Origin of the sequence: uncultured Jannaschia sp. (genome assembly GCF_947503795.1) — a bacterium.
GTDB lineage: Bacteria > Pseudomonadota > Alphaproteobacteria > Rhodobacterales > Rhodobacteraceae > Jannaschia.
Genome location: NZ_CANNEZ010000001.1, coordinates 1663385 through 1681519, shown reverse-complemented (window position 1 = coordinate 1681519; position 18135 = coordinate 1663385). Strand labels below are relative to the sequence as shown.

Annotated in this window: 14 protein-coding genes and 1 tRNA gene; 5 read left to right on the top strand and 10 right to left on the bottom strand. The window is 66.7% G+C overall.

The genetic code is table 11. From position 1 onward, the window contains the following. Positions 1-25: 25 nt before the first annotated feature. From Q0833_RS08780 to fabI, 3 genes are read right to left on the bottom strand one after another with little or no spacing between them, the layout of a single operon-like run. Positions 26-637: a LysE family transporter gene (locus Q0833_RS08780; RefSeq protein ID WP_298432759.1), complete on the bottom strand. Its 612-nt coding sequence runs from the start codon at positions 635-637 to the stop codon at positions 26-28. Then, complete coding sequence (locus Q0833_RS08775; RefSeq protein ID WP_298432756.1) at positions 634-1248, bottom strand: LysE family transporter; 615 nt, start codon at positions 1246-1248, stop codon at positions 634-636. Before Q0833_RS08775 ends, Q0833_RS08780 begins: the two co-directional genes overlap by 4 nt. A 4-nt stretch (positions 1249-1252) precedes the next feature. After that, the gene (gene fabI / locus Q0833_RS08770) at positions 1253-2068 is read right to left on the bottom strand and encodes an enoyl-ACP reductase FabI (RefSeq protein ID WP_298432753.1); all 816 of its coding nucleotides are present in this window, start codon (positions 2066-2068) and stop codon (positions 1253-1255) included. A gap of 76 nt (positions 2069-2144) precedes the next feature. On the opposite strand from fabI, the gene pdxH reads away from it, so the two are divergent. The 5 genes from pdxH (at position 2145) to Q0833_RS08745 (ending at position 8383) form a co-directional block, all read left to right on the top strand. Next, positions 2145-2753, top strand: a complete 609-nt coding sequence (pdxH, locus tag Q0833_RS08765) for a pyridoxamine 5'-phosphate oxidase (protein WP_298432750.1) — start codon at positions 2145-2147, stop codon at positions 2751-2753. A gap of 297 nt (positions 2754-3050) precedes the next feature. Continuing rightward, positions 3051-3536 carry a cold-shock protein gene (locus Q0833_RS08760; RefSeq protein ID WP_298432748.1) on the top strand — a complete coding sequence of 162 codons (486 nt, stop codon included), beginning with the start codon at positions 3051-3053 and terminating at the stop codon, positions 3534-3536. Further along, on the top strand, positions 3515-3991 hold the full coding sequence (locus Q0833_RS08755; protein ID WP_298432745.1) for a DUF192 domain-containing protein: 477 nt from the start codon (positions 3515-3517) through the stop codon (positions 3989-3991). Before Q0833_RS08760 ends, Q0833_RS08755 begins: the two co-directional genes overlap by 22 nt. Before the next feature lie 66 nt (positions 3992-4057). Beyond that, positions 4058-4134, top strand: a tRNA-Pro gene (locus Q0833_RS08750). A 568-nt stretch (positions 4135-4702) separates the two neighbouring features. Further along, entirely contained in the window at positions 4703-8383 is a 3681-nt protein-coding gene (locus tag Q0833_RS08745) for a vitamin B12-dependent ribonucleotide reductase (RefSeq protein ID WP_298432742.1), read from the top strand. Between the two features lie 431 nt (positions 8384-8814). Here the strand turns inward: Q0833_RS08745 and Q0833_RS08740 are convergent, their stop codons facing one another. The 7 genes from Q0833_RS08740 to miaA all read right to left on the bottom strand — a co-directional run bounded on the left by Q0833_RS08740 (position 8815) and on the right by miaA (position 18121). After that, the gene (locus tag Q0833_RS08740; RefSeq protein WP_298432739.1) at positions 8815-9657 is read right to left on the bottom strand and encodes a DUF1206 domain-containing protein; all 843 of its coding nucleotides are present in this window, start codon (positions 9655-9657) and stop codon (positions 8815-8817) included. A 52-nt stretch (positions 9658-9709) separates the two neighbouring features. Next, positions 9710-11797, bottom strand: coding sequence for an ABC transporter ATP-binding protein (locus tag Q0833_RS08735; RefSeq protein WP_298432736.1), 2088 nt, complete (start codon positions 11795-11797; stop codon positions 9710-9712). Positions 11798-11873: 76 nt separating this feature from the next. Next, on the bottom strand, positions 11874-13334 hold the full coding sequence (locus tag Q0833_RS08730; RefSeq protein ID WP_298432733.1) for an ABC transporter permease: 1461 nt from the start codon (positions 13332-13334) through the stop codon (positions 11874-11876). Positions 13335-13344: 10 nt separating this feature from the next. Further along, on the bottom strand, positions 13345-14391 hold the full coding sequence (locus Q0833_RS08725; RefSeq protein WP_298432730.1) for an ABC transporter permease: 1047 nt from the start codon (positions 14389-14391) through the stop codon (positions 13345-13347). A 101-nt stretch (positions 14392-14492) separates the two neighbouring features. Next, a complete protein-coding gene (locus Q0833_RS08720; RefSeq protein WP_298432727.1) occupies positions 14493-16163 on the bottom strand; it encodes an ABC transporter substrate-binding protein in 1671 nt (556 codons plus the stop codon). A gap of 209 nt (positions 16164-16372) precedes the next feature. Beyond that, a complete protein-coding gene (locus Q0833_RS08715; RefSeq protein WP_298432724.1) occupies positions 16373-17212 on the bottom strand; it encodes an AraC family transcriptional regulator in 840 nt (279 codons plus the stop codon). Positions 17213-17245: 33 nt separating this feature from the next. Next, positions 17246-18121 (bottom strand): tRNA (adenosine(37)-N6)-dimethylallyltransferase MiaA, encoded by an 876-nt coding sequence (miaA, locus tag Q0833_RS08710; protein ID WP_298432721.1) that lies wholly within the window; start codon positions 18119-18121, stop codon positions 17246-17248. Between the last annotated feature and the right edge of the window lie 14 nt (positions 18122-18135).

The following is an 18135-nucleotide window of genomic DNA, read 5'->3' as shown; positions in this document are numbered from 1 at the left end:
TCCTAGAGCGGGCGGTGGGGCGTCGTCAGGACGCGATCAGGCGGATGCCGAGCGCGCCGAGCACGGCGCCGAGGCTGCGGTCGAGGACGGTCTTGAAGCGGATATAGGCGGCGCGGGCCCGCGGCAGCGAGAAGGCGCGCGCGACGAGGATGTACCACGCCGCCTCGACCCAGAAGATGTTGAAGACGATGATCGCCTTGGCCAGCCACGAGGTCTCGGCAGGCACGAAGCCGAGAAAGACGGCGCCGAAGAAGATCGCGGGCTTGGGGTTGGCGAACATCGTCACAACGCCCAGCCGGATTGCGGCGCGCATCGACCGGGGCGCGATCTCGCCCGCCTGCGGTATCGGATCGGCCGCGTGCCGCCACATCAATACGGCCAGCGCGATGAGGAACAGCGCGCCGCCGATCCGCAGCACGGTGAAGAGGACGGGGACCAGTTCGAAGAGGACCGAGAGCCCCACAAGTGCCAGTGCCGCCCAGATCGCCGCCCCGATCCCGAACCCCACGGCAAGGCCAAAGGCCGGCGCGAAGCCTTCGGCGGCCGCCGTCCTGATCGACAGCACGAAGGAGGGCCCCGGCGAGATCGCCGCCAGAAGGTGCACGAAGGCGACCGTGGCGAAGGCAAGGAGCGTCACGTCGTCACCAGAAGCCGAAGACCCAGCCCGCCGAGGACCAGCGCCATCGCCCGCGTGATGAGGGGTTTCGCTGCGAGGTAGCGCGCCCGGACGCCATCGCGCGCCAGAAGCGTGGCCACACCGGCATAGGCCACGAGTTCGAGGACGAAATGGTTGAGCGTGATGAAGGCAATCTCGGCGGCGCGCAGGTCCGGCGGGAAGATCACCAGAAGAACGCCCGCCGAGAAGATGATCGACTTCGGGTTCCCGAGGTTCAGAAAGAAGCCCCGCGCGAAGGCCCGCCGCGTCGAGGGCGGCGTCGCCGTCTCGATGGGTCGCCGCGCCCCGCGCCAGACCTGTACCGCGATGACCAGCACCAGAAGCGCGCCGCCGATACGGAGCGCGGTGTAGGCGTAGGGGAAAAGCTCGAACAGCGCCTCGAGGCCCAGAAGGGCGGCCAACGTCCAGAGCGCGGCCATCAGCGCCAGCCCCGCGCCGGTGACGATCCCCGCCGCGCGCCCGCCCGTGAGGCTGGCCTGCACCGCCACGAGAAAGGCGGGGCCGGGTCCCAGCACGGCGATCAGGAGGGCCGCGTTGAATGCGCCGATCTGGGCGAGGGTCAGGGTCTCCACGCCCTCAGCCGTCCTTCTTCTCCAGCGTCATGTCGGGCGCCTCGGGGTTCTTCATGCCGACCACATGGTAGCCGCTGTCGACATGGTGGATCGTGCCCGTGACCGCCGAGGACAGGTCCGACAGGAGGTACATCGCCGAGGCGCCCACCTCCTCGATGGTGACCGTGCGGCGCAGCGGCGCGTTGTTCTCGTTCCACTTCAGGATGTAGCGGAAATCGCCGATGCCGGAGGCCGCCAGCGTCTTGATCGTGCCCGCCGAGATGGCGTTCACGCGGATGCCGTCGCGGCCGAGGTCTTCGGCGAGGTATTGCACCGAGGATTCCAGCGCGGCCTTGGCGAGGCCCATGACGTTGTAATGCGGCATGACCTTCTCGGCGCCGTAATAGGTCAGCGTCAGGGCGCTGCCGCCTTCGGTCATCATCGTCTCGGCGCGCTGCATGACGGCCGTGAAGGAATAGACCGAGATGTTCATCGTCATCAGGAAGTTGTCGAGCGAGGTATCGAGATAGCGCCCGCGCAGCTCGTTCTTGTCGGAGAACCCGATGGCGTGGACCACGAAGTCGAGCCGGTCCCAATGGGTCTTCAACTCGTCGAACATGGCGTCGATCGACGCACCCTCGGCCACGTCGCAGGGGATCACGATGTCAGAGCCGACCTTTTCGGCCAACGGACCGACCCGCTTCTTCAACGCCTCGCCCTGGTAGGAAAAGGCCAGCTCTGCCCCTTGTGCGGCGCAAGCCTGTGCGATGCCCCAGGCGATGGACTTGTCATTGGCGAGCCCCATGATGAGCCCCCGCTTGCCTGCCATGATCCCCGACATCTTGCCCTCCGCCTTGTGCTGGCATTGGCTTTAGGCGATTGCCCGATATGCGGCAAGCGCACGGGAGGGCTCGGGCATGGGCGACAGGGACGGCATCTTCGCGGGCGACGACCCCTTTGCGCTGGCGCGCAGCTGGCTGGCCGAGGCCGAGGTCTCCGAGCCGAACGACCCCAACGCAGTCGCGCTGGCCACCGTGGACGCGAACGGGTTGCCCAACGTGCGGATGGTGCTTCTCAAGGAAATCGAGGCCGACGCCTTCGTCTTCTACACCAATTTCGACGGCGTGAAGGGGCAGGAGCTGGCCGCTACGCCCAAGGCCGCCTTTGTGATGCACCACAAGAGTCTCCATCGGCAGATCCGTGTGCGCGGACCGGTCGAGCGGGTGGAGGAGGCCCAGGCCGATGCCTATTACGCCTCGCGCAGCCTGAAATCGCGGCTCGGGGCCTGGGCCTCGGCGCAATCCCGCCCGTTGGAGAGCCGGGGCGCACTGATGGCCGAGGTCGCCCGCGTCACCGCGACGAAGGGGACAAATCCCGCCCGTCCGCCCCATTGGGGCGGTTTTCGCATTCGTCCTGTCGAAATCGAGTTCTGGGCGGATGGCGCGTTCCGCCTGCATGACCGCTTCCGTTGGACGCGAGCCAATTCCGAATCCGCTGAATGGAACGTGGTTCGACTGAATCCCTGACGAAAATCGCCGTATTTCGAGGCGCGCGGGCGCTGTCCGGAATTGCGGCGCGTGACAGGGCTTTGACAATGTGGCGTTTTTCGGGCCATGCTCCGAATTGTGCAAGTTGACCTAGCGTAATGCGCGGGCCGACGCCGGTGACGCGCGGTCATCTGGCCAATCCTCGCGCAACGTGTTTCCACCGGCTTGTTTCCGGGCAAAAGCTAGTTTTTTGCACTAAACCGATATGTACAGCGTGACCGCAGGACCCCCGTGACAGCCCATGACGAGATAAAGCCGCCGAGTGACGAGACTGCCGTGGCGCATCAAGGTTCCGTTAAATGGTTCGACCCCGTGCGGGGATTCGGCTTCGTGGTCTCCGAGGAGCTCGAGCGTGATGTGCTGCTCCATGCCAACGTGCTGCGCGCCTTCGGCCAGAGCTCGGTCGCCGATGGCAGCCTGATCACCTTCCGGCACCAGGCAGGCGATCGGGGCCTCCAGGTCACCGAGATCCTGTCGCTGACGGCGCCCGAGACCGGACCCGACTCGCCCGAATACCTGCGCGAGATCCCCGACGACCTGCCGTATCAGCCGGCGCGCGTGAAATGGTTCGACAAGGGCAAGGGCTTCGGCTTCGCGAACGTCTTCGGCCAGGAGGACGACGTCTTTGTCCATATCGAGGTGCTGCGTCGCTTCGGCCTTGCGGATCTCCAGATGGGCGAGGCAATCTGCATCCGCGTCATGGACGGCGCGCGGGGACGTCTGGCCGTCGAGGTGCGCCGTTGGGAATTTTTCATCGCCTGATCGCTGCCGCGGCGCTCTGCCTCTGGGCCGGGACCGCCGCGGCCGAGTGCCGCCCGGACCGCGTCGACATCCGCGGCGAATTCGGGACCGTGCGCTTCTCCGTCGAACTGGCGCTGACGCCCGAGGACCAGGCGCGCGGCCTGATGTTCCGCGAGGAGATGGCCCGCATGTCGGGGATGCTCTTCGTCTATCCGCAGACCCGCGAGGTCGGCTTCTGGATGCGCAACACGCTTATCCCGCTCGACATGATCTTCGTCGACGAGGCGGGCCGCGTCGTGAAGGTCCATGCCGACGCCGTGCCCTTGGACGAGACGGTGATCCGCTCGGGCGCGCCCACGCGCGGTGTGCTGGAGCTGAATGCCGGCATGGCGGCCACCCTGGGGATCGCTGCCGGCGACGAGCTGCGCTCGCCCGTGATGCCGCAGGACGGCGCGGCCTGGCCCTGCGAGGAATGACACGCGCGCTTGCGTGCAGCGGGGCTTTCGCCCATCCGCGCGCCCTGCTACTGCGCGGCCCGTGGGCGGGGTGTGGCGCAGCCTGGTAGCGCACCTGTTTTGGGTACAGGGGGTCGGAGGTTCGAATCCTCTCGCCCCGACCACGTGAAGACGGATCCCGCGCAGGGTCCGGGCGCCGTTCGTCGTGACGTGCGCGTCGCATCGCGGGACCACTCGACCCGCTCCGTTCGCCCGCCGCCCGATTCTCGGGCGACCGTCCGGAACACCTCCTGAAGAACCTGTGGACAGACCTGTATGCAGCGCATCGTGTCCTCCGTGCCACGGCCCGTGCGCGCCCCCGAATGACGTGAAATCCCCCTCCCAAACCCCTGTCCGAAAAGGGTCCGCCGAGGGGCTGACGGCCGGCGCAAACTGAGTCGTGCGGGGCCGAGACCGGTCAAGAAATTTCTTTCGGATTTATCCCCTGTTGTCGAATTGACCGGACGGAAAAGACGCGAGTATTGGTATGGACGCGCAGAGGTGCCACCATATGTAGTGGCCCCGCGCAGGGGACCGGGCAGCCGCCTCCGACAGACCGAACGCCCTTGCGGGCATGGACCCGCAGGTCGCTCGGTGTGGTCGGACGGACGGGACGGACCCCAAGGAATGACGGGAATCGGCCGGGCTGCAATCCGGTCAGGCAGACAACGAGTTTTGGGAAGGGATCACGAGATGCGGCTGGAGCGGAAACTGACGGAAGCGGGACAGGATGCCTACGCGGCACTGGCCTTCACGACGACCACATCGGAGATTCGCAATCCCGATGGGACGACCGTCTTCAAGCTCGATGCCGTCGAGATCCCCGAGGGCTGGAGCCAGGTCGCGTCCGACGTCATCGCCCAGAAGTACTTCCGCAAGGCTGGCGTGCCCGCGCGCCTGAAGACCGTGCGCGAGAAGGACGTGCCCGAATTCCTCTGGCGCTCGGTCCCCGACGAAGCGGCGCTGGCCGATCTGCCCGAGGACGAGCGCTTCGGCGGCGAGACCTCCTCGAAGCAGGTGTTCGACCGGCTTGCAGGCGCCTGGGCCTACTGGGGCTGGAAGGGCGGCTATTTCACCACCGAAGATGATGCGCGGACCTATTTCGACGAGATGCGCGTGATGCTGGCCCGCCAGATGGGCGCGCCGAACTCGCCGCAATGGTTCAACACGGGCCTTCACTGGGCCTATGGCATCGACGGCCCCGCGCAGGGCCACCATTATGTCGATCCCGCGACCGGCAAGCTGACCCGCTCGAAGTCCTCCTATGAGCACCCGCAGCCCCATGCCTGCTTCATCCAGTCGGTCTCGGACGACCTCGTGAACGACGGCGGCATCATGGACCTCTGGGTGCGCGAGGCGCGGCTCTTCAAGTACGGCTCGGGCACGGGCACGAACTTCAGCCACCTGCGCGGCGAGGGTGAGCCCCTGTCGGGCGGCGGCAAGTCGTCGGGCCTGATGGGCTTCCTGAAGATTGGTGATCGCGCGGCGGGCGCCATCAAGTCGGGCGGTACCACCCGGCGCGCGGCCAAGATGGTCATCGTCGACATGGACCACCCCGATATCGAGGCGTTCATCGACTGGAAGGTGATCGAAGAGCAGAAGGTCGCGGCCATCGTCGCCGGCTCCAAGGCGCACCAAGCCCAGCTCACCAAGGTCATGGAAGCCGTGCGCGCCTGGGACGGCAGCCTCGACGATGCCTGCGACCCGGCGGTCAACGACACCCTCAAGGGCGTCATCCGCGCGGCCAAGAAGCACATGATCCCCGAAGCGTATATCCTGCGCGTGCTGCAATACGCGCGCCAGGGCTATGACAGCATCGAGTTCCCCACCTACGACACCGACTGGGACAGCGAGGCCTACAACACCGTCGCGGGCCAGAATTCCAACAACTCCGTGCGCGTCACCAACGCGTTCCTCCACGCCGTCGAGAAGGACGCCGACTGGGAGCTGGTGAACCGGACCGGCGGCGTCGCGAAGACCGTCAAGGCCCGCGAGCTCTGGGAGAAGGTCGGCCACGCCGCCTGGGCCTGCGCCGATCCCGGCATCCAGTTCCACGACACGGTCAACGACTGGCACACCTGCCCCGAGGACGGCCCGATCCGCGGCTCGAACCCATGCTCGGAGTACATGTTCCTCGACGATACCGCCTGCAACCTCGCCTCGATGAACCTGCTAAAGTTCCTCAAGGCGGACGGCAGCTTCGACCACGAGCTCTACATGCACGCCTCGCGGCTCTGGACGATTACGCTCGAGATCAGCGTCGCGATGGCGCAGTTCCCCTCGAAGGAGATCGCGCAGCGGTCCTACGACTTCCGCACGCTGGGCCTCGGCTATGCCAATATCGGCGGCCTCCTGATGAACATGGGGCTTGGCTACGACAGCCGCGAGGGCCGCGCGCTCTGCGGCGCGCTGACGGCGGTGATGACCGGCGTGTCCTACGCGACCTCGGCCGAGATGGCGGGCGAGCTGGGCGCGTTCCCGGGCTACGGCAAGAATGCGGACCACATGCTTCGCGTGATGCGCAACCACGCCATCGCCGCCAAGGGCCTGACGAGCGGTTACGAGAAGCTGGCCGTCAAGCCGGTGGCCCTCGATATCGACGGCTGCCCCGACGCCCGCCTGACCGAGCTCGCCTCGGCAGTCTGGGACGATGTCGTCTCGCTGGGTGAGAAGCACGGCTTCCGCAACGCGCAGTCGACCGTCATCGCGCCCACGGGCACGATCGGCCTCGTGATGGACTGCGACACGACGGGGATCGAGCCGGACTTCGCGCTGGTGAAGTTCAAGAAGCTGGCCGGCGGCGGCTACTTCAAGATCATCAACCAGTCGGTGCCGGGCGCGCTCCGCAAGCTCGGCTACGGCGAGGCGCAGATCGCCGAGATCACCGCCTATGCCGTGGGCCACGGATCGCTGGGGCAGGCCCCGGGGATCAACCACACCTCGCTGATCGGGCACGGCTTCGGCCAGGCCGAAATCAAGAAGATCGAGGCCGCGCTGCCCTCGGCCTTCGACATCCGCTTCGTCTTCAACCACTACACGCTGGGCGAGGAATTCTGCACCCAGACCCTCGGCATCCCGGCCGCCAAGCTCAACGATCCGACCTTCGACCTCCTGCGGCACCTGGGCTTCTCCAAGGCCGAGATCGAGGTGGCGAACGACCATGTCTGCGGGACGATGACGCTGGAAGGCGCGCCGGGCCTGAAGGACGAGCACCTGACCGTCTTCGACTGCGCCAACCCGTGCGGCAAGAAGGGCAAGCGCTTCCTCAGCGTCGACAGCCACATCACCATGATGGCCGCCGCGCAGTCTTTCATCTCGGGCGCGATCTCGAAGACGATCAACATGCCCAACGACGCGACCATCGAGGATTGCCAGAAGGCCTACGAGCTGTCGTGGTCCCTCGGGGTCAAGGCCAACGCGCTCTACCGCGACGGCTCGAAGCTGTCGCAGCCGCTGGCCGCGTCGCTGGTCGAGGATGACGACGAGGCCGCCGAGATCCTCGAGAGCGGCACGCCGCACGACAAGGCGATGGTGCTCGCCGAGAAGGTGATCGAGAAGGTCGTCGTCAAGGAGTACCTCAAGGCTCAGCGCGAAAAGCTCCCCGAGCGCCGCAAGGGCTACACCCAGAAGGCGGTCGTCGGCGGTCACAAGGTCTATCTGCGGACCGGCGAGTACAAGGACGGCAATCTCGGCGAGATCTTCATCGATATGCACAAGGAAGGGGCCGGCTTCCGTGCGATGATGAACAACTTCGCCATCGCGGTGTCGGTGGGTCTGCAATACGGCGTGCCGCTCGAGGAGTTCGTGGACGCCTTCACGTTCACCAAGTTCGAGCCTGCGGGCATGGTCCAGGGCAACGACTCGATCAAGAACGCGACCAGCGTGCTCGACTACATCTTCCGCGAGTTGGCCGTCAGCTATCTCGATCGCGAGGATCTCGCTCACGTCAAGCCGCAGGGCCAGACCTTCGACAGCATCGGCGAGGCGGAGGCCGCGCAGTCCGAGGACGGCAACCTCGGCAAGCTGGGCGAGACGGCGGCGCAGAAATCGCTCGAGATGTTCAAGTCGGTCGCCTCGACGGGCTACCTGCGCAAGCGTCTGCCCTCGGATCTCGTCGCCTTGCGCGAAGGGGCCGACCGCGTCGCCGCCGAGATCGCCTCGACTGGCTTCTCGGATGGCGGGCAGGCCGTGTTCGAAGCCGCCGTCACCGAGACGGCGACCGTCGCGCTGGCCACCGGCATGGACGCCCGCACCAAGGCGAAGATGCAGGGCTACGAGGGCGAAGCCTGCGGCGAATGCGGCAACTACACGCTGGTCCGCAACGGGACCTGCATGAAGTGCAACACCTGCGGGGGGACGTCGGGTTGTAGCTAAGGAGATTTGGAGTGGGGACGCCGCGCGCCAACGCTGCGTCCCCGCTTTCCTGCATGTGTTAACGGCACGCGCAGGAGAAGCTAGCGACCTCGCGGTCGATGTAGGACGCTTAGGCGACCTTCGAGTTAGCAAGCAATAGCGTGCCGGCGATGTTCCCGACCTTCACAGGGTGGGGATCGAATGCTCACAGTTTCATTTACCTGTGAGTAACCTCGAAAGGAGGTGATAACTATGGCACGAAAGAAGAACAGTGAAGTGACGAGCGCGAAGGCAGCTTCTGCTGCTGCAAAGGTACTTAGAAACCCTAGGTCCACCAAGGCAGCCAAAACGGCAGCTGCTTCGGCGCTCACTCAACGACCCAACAGAAAGTAACCTGCGACTTGACGCCAGTTGCCTGGGGGTCGGGGCGCCAACTAAGGCGCCCCGACTTTTTATGCCATCGACTTCAGCTTGTCCTTCAGCGAGGTCAGCTCGCCGCCCGAGACCTTGGGGACGATCCGGTAGGCGGCGTTCACGAAGCAGAAGAACGCGAAGCCCAAGAGGCCGAGGCAGAGGATCACGATCAAGATGCTGCCGCCCGGAAGGCCTGCGACCCAGTCGAAGGCCGCGCCGACGCCGCCGGCCGCCTGCTCGGAGCCGCGCCATGCGGCGGCGAGGAGGAACACGCCGATGATCCCGACCAGCGCGCCCTGCGCGATCACGCCCGCGCGCAGCGCCCAGTCCCAGTTGCGGGTGAAATGGTTGGCCATCAGCTTGTCGCGATACTTGGCCTTCCATCCCTTCACGACATAGTAAATGCCCGCGCCGATGGTGCAGATCGCGGCGAACCCGACGATCCACTGGCCGCCGGGCCAGTCCAGCACCCGGCCCGTGATCGACGACACGCCGCCTTCGCCGCCCTCGCCACCCGATCCGCCGCCGCCCCCCAGCGCCAGCGACAGGGCCACCGCGCCCAGCGCACCGTGGATCAGGCCGGTGACGACCATGCCCGCACGCGCGATCATGCCTTCGCCGTCGGTGCCGTAATCCTCGAGGTCCTCGGCCGCGTCGATGCCGCGCCAGATCGCGTAGGCGAAGAGGCCGATCGCGATGAGCCAGAGCACGGCGACGCCCCATCCGCTGTCGGAGAGATTGGCCAGCGCGGCCTCGGTGCCCTGCGCCTGGCCGCCCTGGAACAGCGCCCAGAGCGACAGGCCCGCGACGGCCAGGTAGGTGACGCCGCGGCCCGCGTAGCCCGCGCGCATGACAGGGATGGCCCAGCTGTAATCCGACATCGTCGCCTCTTCGGTTGGTTCGCGAAACGAACGCGCCGAGCGGGCCAAGGGTTCATTCGGCGGCGGCGTCGACCTGGATCACGGGCTCCATCGCGGCGAGCTTGTCATCGGCGAGGTGGCATTTGACCTGATGCCCACCGGTGAGGGTCCGCATCGGCGGCACCTCTTTCTCGCACAGGCCACCGGGGACCTCCGACTTCCAGCGGCAGCGCGTCTGGAAGGGACAGCCGGGCGGCGGGTTCATCGCAGACGGGATATCGCCTTCGAGGACGATGTGCTTCTTCTTCACCTTGGTGTCGGCGATGGGCACGGCCGAGAGCAGCGCCTCGGTATAGGGGTGATAGGGCGGGGCGAAGACCTGGTCGGTCGTGCCCAGCTCGACCACGTGGCCCAGATACATGACCATGACGCGGTCGCTGAGATAGCGGACGATCGAGAGGTCGTGGGAGATGAAGAGGAGCGTCGTCTTGTGCTCGCGCTGAATCTCCATCAGCAGGTCCGTCACGGCGGCCTGCACCGACACGTCGAGCGCCGAGACCGGCTCGTCCGCGACCACGATCCGCGCGTCGCCCGCGAAGGCGCGCGCGATGCCGACCCGCTGCTTCTGGCCGCCCGAAAGCTGGCGGGGCATCCGGTCCGCGAACTCGCGCGGCAGCTTCACCAGATCGAGTAGCTTGAGCATCCGCTCGCGCCGCTCGGCATCGTTCGTGCCGTAGTCGAACACTTCGAGCGCCCGGATGATCTGGCGCCCGACGGTCATCGACGGGTTGAGCGTGTCAAACGGGTTCTGGAACACCATCTGGATGTCCGCGACCTGCTTGGTTGAGCGGTTCTCGATCGGGGTCGACTGGATCTCGGCATTGCCCATGGTGATCGTGCCGTCGGTCGCCGTCTCGAGGCCCATCAGGACCTTGGCCAGCGTGGACTTGCCGCAGCCGGATTCACCGACGATGGCGAGCGTCTCGGATTCGCGCGCTTCGAAATCGAGGGTCTCGTTGGCCTTGACCACCCGCTCCTCGCCCCCGCCGAAGAGGGCGTTTGCCGCGACCTCGTAGTATTTCTTGAGGTTCTCGACCTTGAGGACCGGTGCGCCGATTTCGCGCGACTTGGTCTCGATGGCCGCCGCGATGGGCGCGTTCCAGTCGATCTCCTCGAACTTGACGCAGCGCGAGTGGTGGCCGGGGCCCGCGTCGCGCATCGGGATCGTGCCCTGATCGCAGCGGCCCGCTTCGAAATAGTCGCAGCGCGGGCCGAAATTGCAGCCGGGCGGACGTTCGTGGGGCAGGGGGAAGTTGCCCGGAATGGCCACCAGCGGGCGCGCGTTCTTGTTGGCACCGGGCAGTGGGATCGAGCGGAACAACGCCTGCGTGTAGGGGTGCTGCATATTGTCGAAGACTTCGGCGATGCGCCCGTCCTCGACCGCCTCGCCGGAATACATCACGCAGACGCGGTCGCAGGTCTCGAGGACCAGCCCGAGATTGTGCGAGATGAACAGCATCGAGGTGCCGTACTTGGTGCCCAGCTCCTTCACGAGCTGGACGATGCCCGCCTCGACCGTCACGTCGAGCGCGGTCGTCGGCTCGTCGAGGATGAGGAGGGCGGGCTTCGACATCAGCGCCATGGCGATGACGATCCGCTGCTGCTGGCCGCCGGAAAGCTGGTGCGGATAGCTGTCGAGGATGCGCGCCGGGTCCGGCAATTTCACGTCGGTGACGACCTGAAGCGCGAGGTCATAGGCGTCCTTCTCGGAGGCGTCGTCATGCAGGATCGGCACCTCCATGAGCTGCTTTCCGATCCGCATCGCCGGGTTCAGCGAGGCCATCGGCTCCTGGTAGATCATCGCGATCTCGTTGCCGCGAATGTCGCGCAGTTCTTCTTCGGACATCTCGCCCAGATCGCGGCCCTTGAACTTGATCGACCCGCCGACGACGCGACCGTTCTTGCCGAGGTCCTGCATCACGCCCAGCGCCACGGTCGACTTGCCGCAACCGGACTCGCCGACAAGGCCCACGGCCTCGCCGGGGGCCACGTCGACGGAGAAGTCCATCACCGCCGGGATCTCGCGCAGGCGGGTGAAGAAGGAGATCGAAAGCTTGTCGATCTCGAGGATGGGTCCGGTGTGGTCGGGGCTCTGCTTCATGTCTGTGCGTTCTCTCTGGTTGAGCGCGCCGGGTGCGATACCCCCGGCCCCCCGAAAAAGGTTTGGGCCGGTGGTATCAGTCCCGCAGGCTCTCTTCGCGCAGACCGTCGGCCAGAAGGTTCAGGCCGAGGACGAGCGACAGGAGGGCGAGGGCGGGAACGATCGCGGCGTGGGGATAGACCGACAGGAGCTTGCGGCCCTCGTTGATGGTCGAGCCCCAGTCGGGCGATTCCGGCGGCAGGCCGAGGCCGAAGAAGCCAAGCGTGCCCAGAAGGATCGTGGTGTAGCCGATCCTGAGGCAGAAATCGACGATCAGCGGGCCGCGCGCGTTGGGCAGGATCTCCCACAGCATGATGTACCACGGCGTCTCGCCGCGGGTCTGGCCGGCGGCCACGTAGTCGCGCGTCTTGATGTCGAGGGTGAGGCCCCGGACGATGCGGAATACGGTGGGTGAGTTCACGAAGACGACCGAAACGAAGACGATCAGAACTTGGCCCGGAATGTCGAAGAGGTCGAGGAAGCCGGGCCATGCGCGGAAGAGACCTATGGGCGAGCTCTGGTCCGAGATGAGCGAGAAGTAGAGCAGCAGCCCCACCACGCCCGCAATGCCGACATAGAGGTTCCGCGTGGCGGGCTGCGTCCGGTAGCGCGAGTTGAGGAGCACTGCCACGAAGGCCAGCGGGAAGAGGAAGAGCACCGCCGCCATGTAGTTGGGCAGACCCGTCGCCACGATCTCGGGGGTCACCAGAAGGTAGAAGAGCAGGATCACCGGAAAGGCGAGGATCAGGTTGGCCAGGAAGCTGAGCACGGTGTCGAGCTTGCCGCCGTAATACCCGGCCGGCAGGCCCAGCGTGATGCCGACCATGAAGGCGAAGAGCGTCGCTAGCGGGGCGATCTGCATCACGATGGTCGAGCCGAGGACCATGCGGCTGAAGACGTCGCGCGCGAGGTTGTCGCCACCCAGAAGGTAGAACGGATAATCGCCCGCCTCGGCCCCGTTCAGGGGCGTGCCGGGGACTTCGTTCTTCATGCCCGAGACCTGGCTCAGCGGGTCGTGGGTGAAGATCATGTCCATGACGCCCGCGTAGAAGGCGGTGAAGACCCAGAACATCACCAGCGCGAAGCCGATCATGCCGATGGTGGAGTCGAAGAGCTTGCCGTAGAGGCCGAGCTTGCGCTTGAAGGCGAAGCTCGCGGTGAAGAGCACGACGAGCGAGATCCAGACGGGCGTGAAAGCCCGCGACATGCCGCCGAAGATGCCCGCGCCCTCGTGGCCGACGACTACGCCGGCGACGATATAGGCGACCACCGTCGCGAGCGTCGCCCAGAGCGCGTAGGTCTGCGCCCGCCCGATCAGGCCCGGAAAGCCCTCGGCCATGGCGGCGGTGCCGTCGGGGTTGATGACGACACGGTCGGCGGTGACGAAGAAGCTCGTGACGATGGCGAGCACACTCGTCACCAGGAGCGCGATGACGGAGATGGCGAGGATCGGGTCGAGCACGTCGCCGAGGCTGCCTGTCCAGGTGAGGGGTTCCATACGTCTCTCCTCAGGCGATGCGGATGCGGGGGTTCAGGAAGACGTAGCCGATATCCGAGATCAGCTGCGTGACGAGAACCACGATGACGGAAATGATCGACACGCCCAGAAGCAGGTCGATGTCGTTGTTGCCGGCGGCCTGCACCAGCGTCCAGCCGAAGCCCTTGAAGTTGAACAGGGTCTCGACGATGACGACGCCGTTCAGAAGCCACGGGAACTGGAGCATGATGACCGTGAAGGGCGCGATCAGCGCGTTGCGGAGCGCGTGCTTCATGACGATCTGGCCGAAGCCGACCCCCTTCAGACGCGCGGTGCGGATGTATTGCGCGGTCATCACCTCGGTCATCGAGGCGCGCGTCATGCGTGCGATGTAGCCCATCCCGTAGAGCGCAATGGTCAGCACCGGCAGGGTGAAGTTGGCGAAGGTGATGTCCTCCATCGCCGAGGTCGCGGTGCCCTTGAACCACCTCAGCCCGACGGCAGACGATGCGAAGACCGCGATGAAGATGACCCCGGAGACGTATTCGGGCGTGGCGGTCGTGGCGATGGAGACGGTCGAGAGCGAGCGGTCGAGCTTCGAGCCTTCCTTCATGCCCGCCAGCACCCCGAGGATCAGGGCGCCGGGCACCATCACTAGCATCACAAAGAACATCAGCTTGGCCGTCTGGCCGCCGCGTTCCGCGAGGATGTCGAGCACGTCGGCCTTGAAGACGGTCGAGAAGCCCCAGTTGCCTTGCAGGATGCCGCAGAAGGCCGGGGCCTCGTCGGCGGCGACGCCGGGCCGGGCGCAGCGGGAATAGACGACTTCGCCGCCTTCCTCGCGCGTGTAGGCGGGGGCGAGGCCCAGCCAGCGTGCGTATTTGATCGGGGTGGCATCGAGATAGCCGCGATTGCCGAGCCAGGATTCGACCTGTTCGTCCGTCATGCGGTTGTTGGCCTGGTTCTTGGCCAGCTTCTCGAGATTGGGCTCGAGATTGGTCAGCAGGAAGACCACGAATGTCAGGCAGAGCGCGGTCAGGAGCATGACTCCGACGCGGCGCAGGATGAACAGGCCCATAGGGTCCCCCGGTTGGTCGTATTATTCGTCGCGGGAGCCTTCTGTGGGCCCCTCGTCCAAAAGAGCGGGGCCGCACCATCGGTGCGGCCCCGGTCGTGTGATCAGGCGGCGACGCCCCACTTATAGAGCTGGGGCAGATACGCGATGTGCATATCGAGACCCACGAACCCGTCCGTCGTGTGACGGTAGAGCGAGCGCCAGTAGGGCTGGATCGTGACGCCCTCGTCGATGACGATGGCCTGGATCTTGCTCATCACCTCGCGGCGCGCATCGGCATCCGCGATGGCGTTGGCTTCGGCCAGCAGGGCGTCGAACTCAGCGTTCGAGAACGCGAACTCGTTCCAGGCGACGCCCGACTTGTAGGCGAGACCCAGAACCTGCGTGCCCAGCGGGCGGTGGTTCCAGTTGGTCGAGGAGAAGGAGTACTTCGTCCAGTCGTTCCAGAAGGTCGAGCCGGGCAGGATCGTCCGCTTCACCGGGATACCGGCGTCGCGCAGCTGGGCCGCGACGGCGTCGGTGGTGTTGCGGCGCCAGTCGTCGTCGATCGAGAACAGCTCGTGCTCGAAATCGCCGAAGCCCGCTTCTTCCATCAGGGCCTTAGCGCCTGCGGGATCATGCGGGATGCGCGTGACCGACGGGTCGTATTCTGGGTGCACCGGGCCCACGTGGCAGTTGTCGGCGGGCGTGCCCTGACCGGCATAGCCCAGTTCGAGCAGCACGTTGTTGTCGCAGGCCATCGCGAGGGCCTGGCGCACGCGCTTGTCGGCATAGGGCTTCTGGCCGTTGACCTCGGCGTCCTGGTTGGGACGGATCACGATGGTCGAGCCGGTCGTGACCTCGGACTTGCCCCAGCCGATGCCGTCGAAGATGTCGACGTACTCGCCGACATTCTCGTAGATCGTGTCGATCTCCTCGGATTCGGCGGCGGCAAGCCACGCGGAGGGGTCGGTGCCGTAGTCGATATATTCGATCCGGTCGAGATGCGCGCCCCAGCCGGCGTCGTAGCCCCACCAGTTGTGATCCTCGTTGCGGACCAGAACCGAACGGACGCCCACTTCATGCGTCTCGTTGAGATAGGGGCCCGTGCCGAGCTGGTTGCCCAGCAGGTCGGACGCGTCCTGATCGGGATGCAGGACATGCGCCGGATAGTCGGCGATGCCCGGAATCAGCGTGATGTCGGGCGCATTGAGGTTCAGCACCAGCGTCAGATCGTCGATGACCTCGATGGCGCCCTCGGCGGCCATGTTGGTGTCGGGATCGACGATGGAGGTGACGCGGGCGGCCATCGAGTTGCCCTCGGCATCGGCCTCGGCCCAGCGGCGGAAGTTGAAGGCCACGTGCTCGGCCGTGAAGGCGTCGCCGTTGTTCCAGGTCACGCCGGGACGAACCTTGAGCGTGTACTGCGTGGCGTCGTCATTCGTCTCCCAGCTCTCGAGGAGCATGCCGCGGAACGTGCCGTCGGAGTTGTACTCCACGAGGCTCTCGAGCCAGCCGGCCGCGACGTAGGTCATCTGCGTCCAGTCGAAGGTGCGCGGATCCTTGAGCGCGCGGACCTCCATCTGCATCCGCAGCGTGCCGCCCTGCTGGGCGTGGGCTTCGGCGCGGGCGGGCGTGGCGCCGATCATGGCGTAGGCCGCGGGGATCGAGACGCCGAGCGCGGTTGCGCGGGTCAGGAATTCGCGACGGTCCATCAGGCCGCGCTTGTGCTCCTCGGCGAACATCTTGGCGCCGGGGTGAATGCCGTCCACCATCTTGGTGTCGTGCTTCGTCATGTGTGTCGTCTCCCTGTTATTCGTGTCCGATCCGTCTTCCGCGGATCGGCTGCGCAAACCCGGTCCAGGCCGCGCGATGGACCCCATAGGGGACGACTCGCCCCCCACGGTCAACGGGGCTTATCGACTTGACAGGGTTCAAAAGCGACATTGTGAACGGCAGTTGGCGTCGTTTTCCTGCTCTCGCGATTGCCGCATTGCGGCATCGCTCAGCCGCGCTGCGTTCGCCGCGCCGCCGCACGAAAGGTCGATGGCGTCTGGCCGGCGACGCGCCGGAAGGCCCGGCTGAAGTAGGCGGGTGACCCGAACCCCAGCTCGGCGGCGATGTTGGCGGCGGGCGCGTCGGTATCCACGAGGCGCCGGCGCGCCTCGTGCATCACGCGTTCGCCCGCGTATTGCGCCGCGGTCATGCCGCAGGCGGCCTTGACGGTGCGCGTCAGATGGGTGGGCGTGACACCGAGCGAGGCGGCCAGCGCCTCGACATTCGATTGCCCGAGATCCCGCTCGACGGCGCGAGCGAAGGCGGCCGCGAGCCGGGTGCCCGCGCTCGTCTTCTGCGGGGCGTGGCGTGTGGCCTCGCGCTCCAGCAGCGCCGAGACGAGCACGAGCCGCCCAAGGGCTGCGCGTCCATCGGCCGGCACGGCCAAATCGCCGGGCCGCGCAAGGTGATCCAATAGGCCCGTAAGTTCGGTCTGGGTGCCCGCATCCACGAGGCGCAGAAGGCGCGGGCTCGCGGGCATGGGCGCCTCGAAGAGTTCGGGAACGCGCATCAGCACGCCCTCGGTCGTCTGGCCGGGCTGAAGTGCGAAGGGCGTGCCCGCCGGAAGCGCGATCGCGGTGTGGGCGACGAGGCCGTGGGCGCGGGCGTCGATGGTGATCCGGCCATGACCCCGCGCGATCCAGATCAGGACGGGCAGGGCCTCGGCATGAGGCGTCTCGCGCCGCCACCGGCCATGGCGGGCGAGCGGCGACACGGTTTCGAGCGACAGCCCCGCGAGGCGTTCGGCCTCGGTCAGGTCGCGAGATTCGAAGAGGCGTATGAGCGACATCGCGGGCAGGGGACCACGCCGCGGGCCGGTCTGTCAAAGCCCGGTCGCGTCGATCCGGGTCCAGCCGGCCATGCGGGCGCGGAACCATGTCCGCTGGCGCTTGGCGTAGCGGCGGGTGGCGATGACGGCGCGGTCGCGAGCCGCCGCGAGCGTGATCTCACCCTGCAGATACGCCACGAGCTCGGGCGCGCCGATGGCTTGCGCGGCGTTGAGCGTCGGGTCCCAGCGGGGCAGGATGGCACGCACCTCGTCCAGCGCGCCGCCCGCCAGCATCGCGTCGAAGCGTCGCTCCAGCCGGGGCGTCAGCCAATCCTTCGGTGCGTCGAGCACCAACGGCGTGCAGGCATCGAGCGGCAGGCGGGGCGGCGGCGTGTCGGCCTGCCAGTCCCGGATCGACCGTCCCGTGGCGCGCGCAACCTCCCATGCGCGCGTCACGCGTTTCGGGTTGGCCGCGTCGATCCCCGCCCGCGTCTCGGGGTCCAGCTCCGCCGCCAGCGCCTCCAGCCCGATCGCCTCCAACCGCGCCTCGGCCTCGGCGCGGATCGCGGGCGGTGTCGCCGGGATGTCGGCCAGACCTTCGGTCAGCGCCCGGAAATAGAGGCCCGTGCCGCCCACGATCACCGACCCCGGCCCGATCAGGGAGGTCACGTCGCGCAGCCAGTCGCCCGCGTTGTAGGCCGTCGTCCAGCCGACATGGCCATAGAGCGCGTGGGGCGCGCGCGCGGTCTCCTCGGGCGCGGGCCGGGCCGACAGGACGCGCCAGTCGGCGAAGACCTGCATCGCGTCGGCATTGACGACCGTGCCGCCCCGCGCCTCGGCCAAGGCGAGCGCGAGCGACGACTTGCCGCTGCCGGTGGGGCCTGCGATCAGCACCGGTCGGTCGTCGGGTATATCGAATGGTATCAGCATCTTGCCGGGCGACC